Below are 14,698 nucleotides of genomic sequence, written 5' to 3'. Positions count from 1 at the left end.
GAGAATAGAATGAATCATTATTTTGATATAGCTTATGCTGCTGTGAATAATAGGTTGTGCTTTATTACAGGGGCAGGTTTTACTAAAGCAATTACTAATCAAGAAGCTCCAACATGGGAAGACTTATTAAGAAAACTATGTAATGAATGTGATGCAACAGGCGAGCTTGAAAAAAAATTATTCCAAAGCACTACTAAAGGGAAATGTCCTGAATGTAATGAAGAACATGAAATACCTGTTAGTAAACCGATATTACCATTAGATGAGTTAGCTGAAATTATATCAAGTAAATTAGCTACCAATGGTTTGGATATTTATGATGAAATTAAAAAAATAATTGAGCTTCTAAAGCTTGCAGGAGAATATGGGAATATTGAAAAATTTTTTAAAGAACAGTCTTTTAGGGTTGTTACTACTAATTATGATAAGTTGATACTTCAATTATGCGAAGAGGGGGAATGCCAAACTATTTCTCCAGGAATGTTAATTCCTAGGCTGAGGTCTAAAGTCAAAGTTTATCATGTACACGGTTCGATTGATGTTCCCAATAATATGATAGTGACATCAAATAATTACTTTAAATTCATGAATTCAGAAAATTATTTTTCGAAAAAACTAAGCACGCTACTCTATGAAAATACTATAGTTATCCTTGGTTATGCACTTAATGATAATAATTTAAAATCGATCTTTAATAACTATAAAGAGTTTTCTAAAAATACAATGGCTTCGCCGAATATTATTTTAGTTACTAGACGTAGAATAGAATCACATATTAAAGATTTATATAAAAATACATATAATATGCGTGTGCTTGACGGTGTGGAAATTGATATTTTTTTTAAGAAATTAAATGATCAAATACCTAAGGCCGAAAATTGTAAAGAGGCTTCAATGAAAGCCATTCAAAGAGTTATGAGAAATGGATCGAATCGACGATATCGAAAAGACTATCTAAGATCATCGGATTCATTCTTTGAAATATTTAATGCTATGATTTCATCAGCCTATAATTTTAATACGCAAGAGGCTCAAAAAAAATTTTTAGATATTTTTGAAAAGAAGAGATCTTTGACAACAGAAGATGGAGCATGGAATCAGTATCGTGATTTGGCTAATTGGTTAACCTATTTTCTTATGAATATTGATATTTCAAATTTTCAAAATAAGGATGAGTTTTTAGAAATAATTTTTCATTCTTTGGAAACCATGAGTGAAAAATTGTCTCTAGGCTATTCATGGGATGCATATTTAATTTGGAAGCGGCATTGGGAAGATATTTTAAAAACAAATAAAGAGCTTATTTCTAAGTATATGGACAGTAAAGGGAAAAGTATTTCTTTTTCATAATTTTGAGAGAAGTGTGATTTTTAGCTAAATCAACATCAGCGCAAATAATCAATGCTATATATTTAGCAGTAACTGTTGATAAAACAGTTTCAAGTATAAAAAGCTTGATCTCCCATCGAGCTTTTTCATATTTAGTTGCTGGATATGCCCTACATATCTCATGATCCTCATGCATCAACATCTAATAGTTGTTTTGTATTTTGAAATATCCTGTATCTGTATGGCTTCACCTTTCCGCCACCGCCACCTGTCGGAAAGGTCAATAAATAATCAAAACTATCACGCTATAGTATATGTACCATTTCTAAAATCTATGGAGAGCAAAGATGGTAACTGCTGGCGAAAAACCTGGAACAGGCTTCTATTTTTGTGTTCAATGCGGACACCGCACCTATTTAGAAATTGGTACTGATCGTTTACCTCCGTGTACCAAATGCCTTGGCAATCAATTCAACAGTAAGAATGCCTAAGCCGCAAAATACCAAACAGTTACCCACTGTTTGAATAAAAGCCCTATCCCTTGATAGGGCTTTTTGTTACCTTAAAAATAAGATGTAAATAACAAGACCTGTCATAGGCATAGAAAGGTAATCCGTGATGGAAACAATTTTAGGACTCTGTATTGGCGTTGGACTCAGCGCAGCCTGTGGTTTTCGTGTCTTTGTGCCGCTGTTGGCGATGAGTATTGCTACCCTCATGGGATGGTATCAACCTGCCCAAGGTTTTGAATGGTTGGCACTTCCATCAGTCTGTATGGCACTGGGTTTTGCCACGATCTGTGAAATTGCAGCTTACTATGTGCCGTGGGTGGATAACCTGTTAGATACCATTGCCACACCAGCGGCTGTGGTGGCAGGTACACTGACCACGATGGCAGTCAGCAGTGGTGAAATGTCCCAGTTTGCGACTTGGGCCGCAGCATTGATTGTCGGTGGTGGAACAGCAGGCGTGGTACAAATGAGTACCGTAGCGGCACGTGGGGTTTCGACGGCAACCACAGGTGGACTGGGTAATTTTGTGATCTCGACAGGTGAGTTGATTGGCTCGGTCGTGTTATCGATTTTAGCCTTTATCATGCCTGTGGTGATTACGGTCTTGGTGATTATTCTTATTATTGTTGCCGCACGTTGGATTCATGCAAAACGTCAAGAGCAAGTGAGCCATTCTTTATAAAAGAAATAGAACCAATAACAACCTGAATGATGAAATAAAAAGATGATAAAGACTCGACTCATTGCACTCATCTTGGCTTGCTCAAGCCTATCTATACTGCCGCAAACAACCTTTGTCCAACAACAACCATCGGCAGAAGAACTGAAACTCCGCAAAGATAAAGTCACTTATAAAGCCTATATCCCTGCTAAATATCATCTCTTTGAAGCCATCGAAGGCGATTTGAATAAAGATGGTTTGAAGGATGTGGTGCTGATCGTCAAAGCGACTGATCCCAAAGCCTTTGTACATGATGAATATCGTGGGCAGTTAGACCGTAACCGCCGTGGTGCAATTGTATTACTCAGTGAAAAAGGCAAATACAAACCCGTTGTCAGTAACCTCAACTGTTTTAGCTCAGAAAATGAAGATGGTGGAGTCTATTTCCCGCCTGACCTATGGATGGAAATTAAAAATAATCTATTAAGTGTTTATTATTCGCATGGACGTTATGGCTATTGGCGTTATCTATTCCGTCTGGAAGGCAATGATCTACGCTTGATTGGCTATGATGATTCAAGCAATCATGGCCCCCTGATTCAAAGTCAAACCAGTATTAACTTTTTAACAGGCAAAAAAGTGATACGGAAAAATATGAGTGAAGATCCAGAAGATGATCCAAGGTTTAAAGAAACATGGAGCAAAATCAATCAGGCACCGATCTATCTATCCAAAGTGAAGGACTTTAATGATTTAAGTTTTTAAAGACTGGCGACTATCGAAAAACCAGTCAGAACAGCGTAAATTAGCGGCACTTATAATATTGCGTTCAAGCTTATGATGATCACTTGGATTCTGTTTACTCTCATGGCTGCATTCATGCAGGCTTGGCGCAATGCATTTCAAAAACAACTCAGTACGAGCGTGGATGTCTATGGCACCACACTGGCTCGCTTTATCTTTTCACCCATCTTTGCCTTTAGCTATTTGGCCTTTCTGTATCTGCATCAGCCGGTTACAGTCCCTGTGCATTTTTCCGATAAATTCTGGCTGTATATTGTGATTGCAGGCATTAGCCAAATCTATGCGACTGCTTTAATGGTGAAACTATTTCAACAAAAGAACTATGCCATTGGTGTCGGACTTGCCAAAAGTGAGGCGATTTTGGCTGCTTTGGTCGGTGTGCTGTTCTTACAGGAACATCTCAGCACATGGGGCTGGATCGGGGTAGTGATTGGAGGGCTTGCAGTATTTTTACTGAGTAAAGGCAAGCAACAGTCCGATCTGTCATTCAAAACCTTGATGATTGGACTCGGGAGTGGCCTGTGTTTTGCCATTACCTCTTTATTGGTGCGTGAAGCCAGTTTAGAGCTGAGCATGTTGCCATTTTTACACCGTGCTGCATGGGTGCTGTGCAGTCTGATTAGCTTTCAATGTATCGTACTGTTGATCTATCTCGGATTTTTTAGCCGACCGACGCTGTATAAGATGTGGCAACGTGTGGGCTTAACCTTAAGAGTGAGTATTTGTAGCTTTTTGGCTTCTGTCGGCTGGTTTAGTGCCATGAGTATGCAAACCGTGGCGATTGTCAAAACGCTGGGGCAGGTCGAAATCTTATTTAGTTTGTTGATTTCGGCTTTCTTTTTTAAAGAAAAGCTCGCTAAAACTGATCATTTAGGTCTGTGGCTGGTGATTGTGGCAGCGATCATGGTGATTTGGGCCTAAATGAGAGGCCGTATTTGAAAAAATACACATGTAAATTTGAATTTATCGAAATATAAATCGTGGTTTTTTATTGGATGTGGGAAATATTTTAACTTTTAGAATAGAGTATGCAAAATTATTTCATTGATTGCTAAAAATAGCAGTTTTTAGGAAAACAATCCCACCGTGATCTGCCTAAACTATGTCTCAAGGGTGTGAAAGGGATCGAAAAGAGTAGCATGCACCGACGCTTATAAAGCAAGTGTGTACGAACCCAAAAGGTCTCGATTCGGCTTAGGACGCTATAGATCAAAAGTTTATAGGCAAAGGTTATGGCTTACAAAGTCATAGGTGTTGAAGTAAACAACCTCTGTTTTCCCTTGATACCCTAAAAAATTTAATTGAAGAGAACAACAATAATTCGATCAAAATAATAAAAACTAGATCAATAAAACTAAAACTGAGTGTGAAACTAATCCTGTAATCTGAATATTGTGAATATAAATCGATATTTTTATATTAAAAAACAAAGTGATATAATTATTTTTATATTAATAAATCAAAAAAATCACAGTAATAGGTCAGTACCATCATGAATGAGTTCGAGCTTAAAATCCGCTATCCACATCAAATGAATCACAATGACATCGATCATGTCGGTACATTTGATTTGGCAACGATTTTAACGAAATTTGATGAGATGGCTTGGCGTCAACAGTTGGTTCGTCAATTACAACTCAATGGTGCAGATACCAGTTTTATTGTCAGTGATCATCGGACAGAACAGACCATTTCGATTACCCTTGACGCCTATGCCAAGTCACAACAACTGGAGTTTAAGCTAGACAGTGATATTCCAGTCATCATTCCTAAAAAAGATTTATTTGGCCTAGTCACGCGTAAAAGCAAAGACAGCATTTCGTTTAAACAGCTTAGCCTTGCTCGGGTGAAGGACTACCTGATTGCCTTTCTTAATCGAGATATTGAAAGCTTGGAGGAACGCTACAAAGAAAAGTTAAGTAAAGTGCTCAAAACACCATCTTAATTTGTCTTGAGACAACAGCTGAATCAGTGTTTGCGAAACTGTTTGGGACATCTATAATCGCTGCTGCTTCTGTCTTTGCTTGATTTGTTTATTTCTCCATGCCTTTAAATGACAATTTTATTTATACGCCGCCACAAGATCCTTTAGACATCGTTTACGAAGATGAGGACTTGCTGGTGATCAATAAGCCTGCGGGGCTATTGTCCGTGATGGGGCGGTTACCTGAACATCAAGACAGTGCCTATTTACGTGTTTTGGACAAATATCCTGCTGCTAAAGTCACGCATCGTCTGGATATGGCAACTTCGGGCTTACTCATGTTTGCCAAGCATCGGGAAGCAGAAGTCGCAGTCAGTAAAATGTTTCAGGCACGAACCGTCAAAAAATACTATGTGGCATTGGTACAGGGGCAAATTCAGTCAGAAGGTAGTGTCGAAGTCCCCTTAATTACCGATTGGGAAAATCGTCCACGTCAGATGGTACATTTTGAATTGGGTAAGCAAGCCAAGACCTTATTTCAATGTATGGCATATGATGCCGAAACTGATCAAAGTCGTGTTCGTTTAGAACCTGTCACAGGCCGTTCGCATCAATTGCGGGTACATATGATGCACATTGGCCATCCGATTCTGGGGGATAAACTTTATCATCCTGAGCCAACCAAATTTCATTTAAAACGAATGGCACTTCACGCGGCTTATCTGGCATTTCAACATCCACTCAAGCTGCATGAAGTTGAAATTCATTCTGAGGTAAGATTCTAAGCCAACAATAAATAGGCAAGATCATGTATTCAATTCAATGCGTTCTCTGGAAGCTACTGTCACAGGTACAACAAGATCAATTAAAAACATTGTTGTTAGAGGCTGATCCGAGTTGGGTAGAGATCGAAACATATTTATTTGATTCAAAAATCTTTGTGATCTTGAATGATCAAGCCCAGATCATTGCTCAGCTGTGTTTACTCGAAATGGATGATCAAGCTGAAATTAAAAATCTAACCGTGGCGGATGGCTATCAAGGACAAGGCTTAGCCAAAGCATTGATTCAACATGTAATCGAGTCTTCCAAGCAGCTGAATATACACACCTTATGGGTTAAAACAGGCAATTCCAGTCTGAATCAATTGGCACTGTATCAAAAGTGCGGGTTTCGTCTGTCGCATATTGAACGAGATGCTTTTAAAGACTATCCAGAACCGATTTATGAAAATGGGGTTCGTTGTTTAGATCAGGTGGTGTTGTGCTTGGACTGTATTGAAATACAGTAAGCCACGATATTTTGGGTTGATCATTTTTTGACTACAATATTGCTATTAATCCGTCTAAAAAATGACATAAAAATCGGTTAATCTATAGCCAAATATCAAGTCCAAAACACAACAAAGGATATTTATATGACTCGCGACTATGACCAATTCCCAGACAATGATAATGGCAACGTGCTATGGCAGATGGTTGAAGATGGTAATGAACTCAACGAGCCACATGAAGTCGAATTTTCGATTGTTTTTGAAAAACAAGAACAGGTTGAAAAATGTGCCTTGCATCTTTTACACCAAGAACAAAAAATTTCATTTTTTCAGGAAGAAGTACATTCAGATGGTTCAGATCTTTGGGTACTGAATATTCACGTCAACATGATTTTGGAATATGAAGATATTGAAGACTTGGAAGAATGGATGACCAAGATCGCCAAAGAGTTCAATGGTGAATATGATGGTTGGGGTTGTATGAGCTATATTTACGACGAAGATGAGTAAAACAGATCAAGCTCGATCTAATAAAAGCCCTTACATCAGGGCTTTTTTGTTGGGTAAAAGTTTATATACCCATATCTAAATATAAAGATTCTTTAACTTCTTCCATCACAATATAGCTATGTGAAGAAGCAGAGGCAGGCAGTTTTTTTAATAAATCACCTAATAGGCGTCGATAAGCACTCATTTCTTTTAAACGTGCCTTTACTAGATAATCAAATTCGCCTGAAATGAGATGGCATTCCAATACCTCTGGAATATCAACCAAATCACGTGCTACCTGATCAAATACATCACCAGATTTAGCAGACAGTTTGATTTCCAAAAACACCAGCAGGCTGCGATCGACATAAGCTGGGTTGAGTCGAGCATAGTAGCCCACAATAATCCCTTCGCGTTCTAAACGCTTCACTCGTTCCGAGCAAGGCGTCGTGGAGAGGTTGACCCGTGAAGCAAGTTCACTGATCGCAATTCGGCCCTCACGCTGCAAAATATCTAAAATCAGGCGATCAATACGGTCTAATTTACGCATAGAAGATTCCCTTTTATTTTAATTTTTTCGCGATAAAAATATTAAATTACCTAGATTATAGTCATAAAATCAGTGAAAAAAACTATTGATCCAAAAATATACTAGTTAAATAACCTAGTGTGTGCGTGAGGGATCTATTATGCGCGTAATCGTTTTAGGAAGTGGCGTCATTGGTGTGGCAAGTGCCTATTATCTTGCACAACAAGGTGCGCAAGTGACGGTACTTGACCGTCAGTCAGGACCTGCAAAAGAAACCAGTTTTGGTAACGCAGGCCAAATCTCCCCAGGATATTCAACGCCGTGGGCAGCGCCCGGTATTCCTTTTAAAGCCGTAAAATGGATGTTCCAACATCACGCGCCATTAGCAATCAATATTGATGGCAGTATGTGGCAGTTGCAGTGGATGGCTCAGATGCTGAAAAACTGTAATCCACAAAGCTATGCAGTGAATAAAGAACGCATGATGCGTGTTGCAGAATACAGCCGTGACTGCTTACGCGATCTCAGAGCACAAACAGGAATCAACTACGAAAACCGCGCGAAAGGTACCTTACAAGTGTTTCGTAACGAGGCACAACTTGAAGCTGTACAGCGTGATATTCAAGTACTCAAAGAGTGCGGTGTTGACTTTGATTTGTTGAATGCACAAGAGTTGGGTACGGTAGAACCTGCCTTAGCGCATACTGATAAATTGGTGGGTGGTTTACATCTGCCGAATGATGAAACAGGTGATTGTTATCTGTTTACCAATGCCTTGGCAAAATTGGCCCAAGATTTGGGTGTGGAATTTAAATTCGATCAAAATGTTGAAAAGCTGATTGTTGAAGGCGATGAAATCAAAGGCGTCATGGTCGATGGTGCGATTTTAACAGCCGACCGTTTTGTACTGGCTTTTGGTAGTTATTCACGTGATTTCCTGAAACCACTGGAGCTGAATTTACCTGTTTATCCAGTGAAAGGTTATTCGCTTACGATCCCGATTGTGGAACCAAAATTTGCACCACAATCAACGGTATTGGATGAAACCTATAAAGTTGCTTTGACACGTTTCGATCAACGTATCCGTGTTGGTGGTATGGCTGAGCTCAGTGGTTTTAATCTTGGTCTAAAAGAAGATCGTCGTGCAACCTTAGAAATGGTGACTCAAGATCTATTCCCAGGTGGCGATCTTGCTCAAGCATCGTTCTGGACAGGTTTGCGTCCGATGACACCTGACAGCACACCGATTATTGGTGCAACGCAATATAAGAATCTGTTCCTGAATACAGGGCATGGCACTTTAGGTTGGACCATGGCCTGCGGTTCTGGAAAATTGATCAGTGATCTGGTCATGAATCATCGTCCAGACATCAGCACTGATGGCTTGTCGATTCAACGTTATTCACACGCTGCATAATTGAACATACAAGGAAGTATCGTATGCCTCGTCCGATTACTGCAGTCATCCATACCCAAGCCTTACGCCAAAACCTAGCGGTCGTCAGGCAGTCGGTACCCAACAGCAAAGTGTTTGCGGTGGTCAAAGCCAATGCGTATGGGCATGGGATTGAGCGTGTCTATGAATCTTTTAAAAGCGCAGATGGCTTTGCCTTACTCGATATTGATGAGGCAAAACGCTTACGTGCTTTAGGCTGGACAGGACCTATTCTACTGCTTGAAGGGATTTTTTCAGCGCAAGACCTGTTTGATTGTGTACAGTACCAATTAAGTTTTACCGTCCACAATCAGCAACAATTGCAATGGATACAACAACATTGTGCTCCCGCTCAGTTCGATATTTTTCTCAAAATGAACAGTGGTATGAATCGTCTAGGTTTCAAACCACAGCAATACCGTGACATTTGGCAGCAGCTTAGCCAATCAGACAAAATTGCCAGTATTACCCATATGATGCATTTCTCCGATGCTGATGGTGACCGTTTTGGGCAAACAGGTATTGACTATCAACTGCAGCAATTTGAAGCCAGCATTGAAGGTTTGCCGGGGGAAAGATCCGTCAGTAATAGTGCTGCAATCTTAAGATATCGAACCCAATTGCAATCGGATTATGTCCGTGGTGGCATCATGCTGTACGGCAGTTCTCCCGATTATCCTAAACACACGATTCAAGATTGGGGCCTTGCACCGAGCATGAGTCTGCGTAGTGAAATTATTGCCGTGCAAGAACTCAATGCCAATGAAAGTGTTGGCTACGGCTCCAGCTATGTGGCCGAGCAACCGATCCGTATTGGTATCGTGGCGTGTGGCTATGCCGATGGTTATCAACGGATTTCAGCCACTGGTACGCCAGTTTTGGTGAATGGAATTCGGACTCAAACCATTGGGCGGGTCAGCATGGACATGCTGGCTGTGGACCTCAGCCCAATCAGCGATGCCGATGTTGGCAGCGAAGTGGTGTTATGGGGGCAGTCTAGTTCAGGAACAGTTTTACCCATTGACGACGTCGCAGTAACTTCAGGCACCATCGGTTATGAACTGATGTGTGGCGTGACTGCGCGCGTTTCATTTATGACTCAGGAATAAGGATTTATCATGTCACATTCAGATATTCAAAAGCTCAATACCAATGAAGTGATGAGTGCAGTCACAGTATTCAATAAGGTGGTGTATTTGTCAGGTCAGGTGCCTAAAAATGCCGACTTAGATATTGAAGGACAAACTCGTGAAGTGCTTGCAACCATTGAACAATTACTTGCTTCAGCAGGGACGGATAAATCTCGTCTACTCTCAGCACAACTATTTTTAAAAGATCTTTCAGATTTCCCTGTGGTCAATACCATTTGGATTGATTGGTTAAAAGGTCATGTCGCACCTTCACGTGCCACCATTCAGGCCGATTTGGTCAATCCAAAATGGTTGATCGAAATTGCAATTGTTGCAGCACAAAAATAAAGCGATCCGCTTTATTTTTGTTTAAAAAATATAAAAAAAGAAGAAAAGTAACGTATTTGCAGTAGATAAAACGTAGTCAGATACGTATTTTCTTGCAATCGAAGATGAGTCAGCAGTCTTAAAAAGACAGCTAGGGTATGGCACATAAATCAAGGCTGACTCATTTAGGAAAGAGTAAAAGGAACTTAAGATGACGGTTACACAGCATCAGTCAGAAGGCGAACAGTCGCCCCAAGACTTACAAAGAAAACTTTCAAATCGCCATTTGCAATTGATTGCAATCGGCGGTGCCATTGGTACAGGGCTCTTTATGGGCTCAGGCAAAACCATCTCCTTGGCAGGCCCATCGATTCTGTTTATTTACATGATTATTGGTGGAATGTTCTTCTTCTTAATGCGAGCACTCGGTGAGTTGTTGCTTGCCAATCTACACTACAAATCATTTGTTGATATGGCGCACGACCTGATTGGGCCATGGGCTGGCTACTACATGGGCTGGACCTATTGGTTGGGTTGGGTACTGGTCGGTATTGCCGATCTGGCCGCCGTGATCAATTATTTAACCTTCTGGCTGCCTGAAGGCACCATGTTTACCCCAATTGGACAGGCTGCCATTAGCGCAGGCTGTGTGCTATTTGTGCTGTTCTTGAATCTGCTGACGGTACGTCTGTTTGGTGAAATTGAGTTCTGGTTTGCCCTGATCAAGATTTTAGCGATTATTGGCTTGATCGGTGTCGGTGGCTATATGATCTTTAGCCATTTCCATGCACCGCATGGCGGTGTCGCTTCGCTCAGTAATGTCTGGTCGCATGGTGGTATGTTTCCTAAAGGTCTGGATGGTTTCTTGGCAGGTTTTCAGATTGCTGTATTCGCCTTTGTCGGCGTGGAACTGATTGGAACCACCGCTGCTGAAACCAAAGACCCACATAAGAATTTGCCAAAGGCTATTAATGCGATTCCGATTCGTATTATCTTGTTCTATGTGTTGGCCTTATTGGTGGTGATGTCCGTGACACCGTGGAACATTATCCGTGCAGATAAGAGCCCATTTGTAGAATTGTTCTTAAATGCTGGGATTGTGACATCGGCGATCATCATGAATTTGGTGGTACTGTCTTCAGTCATGTCTTCCATGAACAGTGGTGTGTTCTCCACCAGTCGGATGCTATTTGGTCTGTCTAAAGATGGTCAGGCACCGAATGCCTTTGGTCGTTTATCCAAAAGTGCCGTTCCAGCCAATGGTTTGATTTTCTCATGTGTGTTTATTATGGGCGGTGCGGTATTACAATATTTTGTACCGAATACCCTTGAAGCCTTCACACTGGCGAGCTCACTATGTGTGATTCTATTCATTAGTGTCTGGAGTCTGATCATGGTGTGCTATCTGCGCTACCGTAAGCTACGTCCAGAACTGCATGCACAATCGAAGTTTAAAATGCCGGGTGGCGTATTCATGTCCTATATCGTGATTGCTTTCCTGTTATTCGCTTTGGTGATTTTGGCACTTGAGCCAGATACCTTAAAAGCACTTTATGTTAGCCCATTATGGATAGTCATTTTGGCTGTGACCTATCAGCTGATGTATAAACCACGCATGAAAAAACTGGGTCGTGAATTAGCACAATAGTTCATGTCTATTCAGTAAAAAACCGATCTACATTGATCGGTTTTTTATGGTCTAGTCAATGTGTTTAATCCACCAATAAGTGCTGATATTGATCAGCCTGTTTGCGTAGATAATCCCAGACCAGTTTAATGCGGGGTTCGTGCTGCAAATCGACAAAAGTCAGCATCCAAAAGGTATGGGTGTAGCGCACTTGTTGTTCTAATACTGTTTCAAGTTCAGGTTTATCATTGGCTAAAAACTTGGGCAAAATCGCCAATCCTGCACCCGCACTCACTGCAATCTGCTGCGCTAAAATACTACTGCTGCGGAAATTAGCGTTCAGTTTTAAAGGTAAGCGTTCCAGACAGTACAGCTCGGGGCTATAGACCAAATCATCAATATAATTGACGAAGCGATGCGGGGTTAAATCCTGTAAATGCCGAATCGGGGGATGCTGAGACAGATAGCTTTTACTGCCATAAATTTTTAAACAATAATCCGAGAGTCGCGTAATGATATAGGGACCAGAGGTGGGTCGTTCAATCGAGACCACAATATCTGCTTCACGATGCGACAGTTTGATCATTTTCGGCACTGGAATCAGGTCAATGGTGAGCGAGGGATACTGTATGGAAAACTCTGCTAACAAGCGGGCTAAAAACGCCGTACCAAAACCCTCAGGTGTGCCAATTCGCACACGGCCTTGCAAAGGTTGATGCGGTTTTTCAATTTGCAGGAAAGCGTATTCCATTTGCTCAACCCGCGGCACCAATGCCATTCCTTCTAGCGTCAGCTCATAACCAGAGGCCTCACGTTTAAATAAGGTCACCCCTAAAGCTTGCTCCAACGCCTGAATCCGCCGTGCCACGGTACTGTGTTCTACGCCGATGATCCGTGCCGCATTGGTCAAGGTTTTAGTCCGTGCCAACACTAAAAAAAACTGTAGATGATCCCAATCCACTTTCATTGTTATTGTCGTCCATGTGCATATTTGCACAACGATCGTGCATTAATTTGCGTTGGTGGTCAAAGCTTTCTTTGCTAGTCTCGAATAAAACCTGAATAAAGAAAATACGACGATCGATATTTTCTGAACACTGAACACAATAAAAATACGGCCTATGGAGAGGTTATGAACACAATCCAAAATATTCAATTGGAAACAGCCAAGTTACTCATTAACGGCAGTTTTATCGAATCTGAAACCCAACAATGGCAAGACATTATTAATCCTGCAACGCAGGAAGTGATTGGTCGTGTGCCATTTGCTACGGTGCAGGAAGTCGATGCGGCAATTCAGTCTGCACAAGCAGCATTTGCGTCTTGGCGTCAAACCCCGATTCAGGCACGTATGCGTATCATGCTGAAACTGCAAGACCTGATTCGTGCCAATATGAAGGAGATTGCACAGGTACTGACTGCGGAACAAGGCAAGACTTTGGCGGATGCAGAAGGTGATATTCAACGCGGTTTAGAAGTGGTTGAGCATGCCTGTTCAGTTGGCACCTTGCAAATGGGTGAATATGTTGAAGGTGTCGCACGTGGTGTCGATACCTATACCTTACAGCAGCCTTTGGGTGTGTGTGCAGGCATTACGCCATTTAATTTCCCAGCCATGATCCCGCTCTGGATGTTCCCAATGGCGATTGTATGTGGCAATACCTTTGTATTGAAACCTTCTGAGCAAGATCCGCTTTCGACCATGATGTTAGTCGAACTTGCGATTCAGGCAGGTATCCCAGCAGGGGTGTTGAATGTGGTGCATGGCGGTAAAGAGGTAGTTGATCGTCTGTGTACCCATGCTGATATTAAAGCGATTTCATTTGTCGGTTCGACTGCGGTTGGCACACATGTGTATAACCTTGCAGGACAACATGGCAAACGTGTGCAGTCGATGATGGGTGCGAAAAACCATGTCGCGGTAATGCCAGATGCCAATAAAGAACAAACGCTGAATGCTTTAGTCGGTGCGGCATTTGGTGCGGCAGGGCAACGTTGTATGGCGTTGTCGGTTGCGGTGATGGTCGGAGACAGTAAACACTGGATTGCAGAGTTAGTCGAAAAAGCCAAAACACTAACTGTTAATGCAGGGCATGAACCAAATACTGATATTGGCCCCGTGATTTCAAAACGTGCCAAAGCCCGTGTACTGGATTTGATCAATAGTGGTGTCGAGCAAGGTGCAGAACTGTTACTCGATGGTCGTGATGTTCAGGTACACGGTTATGAGTCAGGCAACTTTGTCGGGGCGACGATTTTCAGTGGAGTGAATACCGACATGCGCATTTATAAAGAAGAAATCTTTGGCCCAGTACTGGCTATTATTTGTGTCGATACGCTTGAAGAAGCAATTGCGTTGATCAATGCCAATCCATTTGGTAATGGTGTGGGATTATTCACGCAAAGTGGTGCGATTGCGCGTACTTTCCAGAACCTGATTGATATCGGTCAAGTCGGCATCAATATTCCTATTCCTGTCCCTGTACCATTCTTTAGCTTTACTGGCTCTCGTGGTTCAAAACTCGGTGATTTAGGCCCTTATGGCAAACAGGCAGTACAGTTCTATACCCAAACTAAAACCATTACCAGTCGCTGGTTTGAAGACAGTAATGAAGTGGGCGGTGTCAATACCACCATCAGTTTACGTTAATAAGGGGA

The 14,698-nt window shown here is 41.5% G+C and carries 16 protein-coding genes; 14 read left to right on the top strand and 2 right to left on the bottom strand.

Features of this window, described 5'->3' with window-relative positions:
- Positions 1-9 precede the first annotated feature (9 nt).
- The 9 genes from FPL17_RS13660 (at position 10) to FPL17_RS13620 (ending at position 7,013) form a co-directional block, all read left to right on the top strand.
- The gene (locus tag FPL17_RS13660) at positions 10-1,350 is read left to right on the top strand and encodes an SIR2 family NAD-dependent protein deacylase (protein WP_159885556.1); all 1,341 of its coding nucleotides are present in this window, start codon (positions 10-12) and stop codon (positions 1,348-1,350) included.
- A gap of 326 nt (positions 1,351-1,676) precedes the next feature.
- On the top strand, positions 1,677-1,820 hold the full coding sequence (locus tag FPL17_RS13655) for a zinc ribbon-containing protein (RefSeq protein ID WP_004637424.1): 144 nt from the start codon (positions 1,677-1,679) through the stop codon (positions 1,818-1,820).
- A gap of 127 nt (positions 1,821-1,947) precedes the next feature.
- A complete protein-coding gene (locus FPL17_RS13650) occupies positions 1,948-2,523 on the top strand; it encodes a DUF4126 domain-containing protein (protein ID WP_159885554.1) in 576 nt (191 codons plus the stop codon).
- 42 nt (positions 2,524-2,565) lie between these two features.
- Entirely contained in the window at positions 2,566-3,267 is a 702-nt protein-coding gene (locus tag FPL17_RS13645) for a hypothetical protein (protein ID WP_159885552.1), read from the top strand.
- 72 nt (positions 3,268-3,339) lie between these two features.
- Positions 3,340-4,227 carry a DMT family transporter gene (locus FPL17_RS13640; RefSeq protein ID WP_151716491.1) on the top strand — a complete coding sequence of 296 codons (888 nt, stop codon included), beginning with the start codon at positions 3,340-3,342 and terminating at the stop codon, positions 4,225-4,227.
- Between the two features lie 571 nt (positions 4,228-4,798).
- Entirely contained in the window at positions 4,799-5,251 is a 453-nt protein-coding gene (locus tag FPL17_RS13635; protein ID WP_159885550.1) for a hypothetical protein, read from the top strand.
- Between the two features lie 98 nt (positions 5,252-5,349).
- Positions 5,350-6,015 carry a pseudouridine synthase gene (locus FPL17_RS13630; protein WP_159885548.1) on the top strand — a complete coding sequence of 222 codons (666 nt, stop codon included), beginning with the start codon at positions 5,350-5,352 and terminating at the stop codon, positions 6,013-6,015.
- 23 nt (positions 6,016-6,038) lie between these two features.
- Positions 6,039-6,521, top strand: coding sequence for a GNAT family N-acetyltransferase (locus FPL17_RS13625; RefSeq protein ID WP_159885546.1), 483 nt, complete (start codon positions 6,039-6,041; stop codon positions 6,519-6,521).
- A 126-nt stretch (positions 6,522-6,647) separates the two neighbouring features.
- Entirely contained in the window at positions 6,648-7,013 is a 366-nt protein-coding gene (locus FPL17_RS13620; RefSeq protein ID WP_159885544.1) for a ribonuclease E inhibitor RraB, read from the top strand.
- 61 nt (positions 7,014-7,074) lie between these two features.
- On the opposite strand, the gene FPL17_RS13615 is transcribed toward FPL17_RS13620, so the two are convergent.
- Positions 7,075-7,542, bottom strand: coding sequence for an Lrp/AsnC ligand binding domain-containing protein (locus FPL17_RS13615; protein ID WP_005186529.1), 468 nt, complete (start codon positions 7,540-7,542; stop codon positions 7,075-7,077).
- A 139-nt stretch (positions 7,543-7,681) separates the two neighbouring features.
- On the opposite strand from FPL17_RS13615, the gene FPL17_RS13610 reads away from it, so the two are divergent.
- From FPL17_RS13610 to FPL17_RS13600, 4 genes are all read left to right on the top strand, one after another.
- Positions 7,682-8,938 (top strand): D-amino acid dehydrogenase, encoded by a 1,257-nt coding sequence (locus FPL17_RS13610; protein WP_151716494.1) that lies wholly within the window; start codon positions 7,682-7,684, stop codon positions 8,936-8,938.
- 23 nt (positions 8,939-8,961) lie between these two features.
- Entirely contained in the window at positions 8,962-10,065 is a 1,104-nt protein-coding gene (alr, locus tag FPL17_RS13605; protein WP_216070844.1) for an alanine racemase, read from the top strand.
- A gap of 9 nt (positions 10,066-10,074) precedes the next feature.
- Positions 10,075-10,434, top strand: coding sequence for a RidA family protein (locus FPL17_RS18950; RefSeq protein WP_005186540.1), 360 nt, complete (start codon positions 10,075-10,077; stop codon positions 10,432-10,434).
- 190 nt (positions 10,435-10,624) lie between these two features.
- Positions 10,625-12,061, top strand: a complete 1,437-nt coding sequence (locus tag FPL17_RS13600; protein WP_159885542.1) for an amino acid permease — start codon at positions 10,625-10,627, stop codon at positions 12,059-12,061.
- 64 nt (positions 12,062-12,125) lie between these two features.
- Here FPL17_RS13600 and FPL17_RS13595 read toward each other — a convergent pair whose 3' ends face one another.
- The gene (locus FPL17_RS13595) at positions 12,126-13,007 is read right to left on the bottom strand and encodes a LysR family transcriptional regulator (RefSeq protein ID WP_159885540.1); all 882 of its coding nucleotides are present in this window, start codon (positions 13,005-13,007) and stop codon (positions 12,126-12,128) included.
- A gap of 165 nt (positions 13,008-13,172) precedes the next feature.
- Between FPL17_RS13595 and FPL17_RS13590 the strand changes: the two genes are divergently transcribed.
- The gene (locus tag FPL17_RS13590) at positions 13,173-14,690 is read left to right on the top strand and encodes a CoA-acylating methylmalonate-semialdehyde dehydrogenase (protein ID WP_159885538.1); all 1,518 of its coding nucleotides are present in this window, start codon (positions 13,173-13,175) and stop codon (positions 14,688-14,690) included.
- Positions 14,691-14,698 lie beyond the last annotated feature (8 nt).

This window comes from Acinetobacter dispersus (assembly GCF_009884975.1).
GTDB classification, from domain to species: Bacteria; Pseudomonadota; Gammaproteobacteria; order Pseudomonadales; family Moraxellaceae; genus Acinetobacter; species Acinetobacter dispersus.
This window is presented reverse-complemented; position numbering and strand designations above follow the sequence as displayed.

What these genes read in the sequence shown, in the direction of transcription:
- FPL17_RS13660 (WP_159885556.1), top strand. Translation starts at nt 10, where the DNA reads ATGAATCATTATTTTGATATAGCTTATGCTGCTGTGAATAATAGGTTG.
- FPL17_RS13655 (WP_004637424.1), top strand. Translation starts at nt 1,677, where the DNA reads ATGGTAACTGCTGGCGAAAAACCTGGAACAGGCTTCTATTTTTGTGTT.
- FPL17_RS13650 (WP_159885554.1), top strand. Translation starts at nt 1,948, where the DNA reads ATGGAAACAATTTTAGGACTCTGTATTGGCGTTGGACTCAGCGCAGCC.
- FPL17_RS13645 (WP_159885552.1), top strand. Translation starts at nt 2,566, where the DNA reads ATGATAAAGACTCGACTCATTGCACTCATCTTGGCTTGCTCAAGCCTA.
- FPL17_RS13640 (WP_151716491.1), top strand. Translation starts at nt 3,340, where the DNA reads ATGATGATCACTTGGATTCTGTTTACTCTCATGGCTGCATTCATGCAG.
- FPL17_RS13635 (WP_159885550.1), top strand. Translation starts at nt 4,799, where the DNA reads ATGAATGAGTTCGAGCTTAAAATCCGCTATCCACATCAAATGAATCAC.
- FPL17_RS13630 (WP_159885548.1), top strand. Translation starts at nt 5,350, where the DNA reads ATGCCTTTAAATGACAATTTTATTTATACGCCGCCACAAGATCCTTTA.
- FPL17_RS13625 (WP_159885546.1), top strand. Translation starts at nt 6,039, where the DNA reads ATGTATTCAATTCAATGCGTTCTCTGGAAGCTACTGTCACAGGTACAA.
- FPL17_RS13620 (WP_159885544.1), top strand. Translation starts at nt 6,648, where the DNA reads ATGACTCGCGACTATGACCAATTCCCAGACAATGATAATGGCAACGTG.
- FPL17_RS13615 (WP_005186529.1), bottom strand. Translation starts at nt 7,542, where the DNA reads ATGCGTAAATTAGACCGTATTGATCGCCTGATTTTAGATATTTTGCAG.
- FPL17_RS13610 (WP_151716494.1), top strand. Translation starts at nt 7,682, where the DNA reads ATGCGCGTAATCGTTTTAGGAAGTGGCGTCATTGGTGTGGCAAGTGCC.
- alr (WP_216070844.1), top strand. Translation starts at nt 8,962, where the DNA reads ATGCCTCGTCCGATTACTGCAGTCATCCATACCCAAGCCTTACGCCAA.
- FPL17_RS18950 (WP_005186540.1), top strand. Translation starts at nt 10,075, where the DNA reads ATGTCACATTCAGATATTCAAAAGCTCAATACCAATGAAGTGATGAGT.
- FPL17_RS13600 (WP_159885542.1), top strand. Translation starts at nt 10,625, where the DNA reads ATGACGGTTACACAGCATCAGTCAGAAGGCGAACAGTCGCCCCAAGAC.
- FPL17_RS13595 (WP_159885540.1), bottom strand. Translation starts at nt 13,007, where the DNA reads ATGAAAGTGGATTGGGATCATCTACAGTTTTTTTTAGTGTTGGCACGG.
- FPL17_RS13590 (WP_159885538.1), top strand. Translation starts at nt 13,173, where the DNA reads ATGAACACAATCCAAAATATTCAATTGGAAACAGCCAAGTTACTCATT.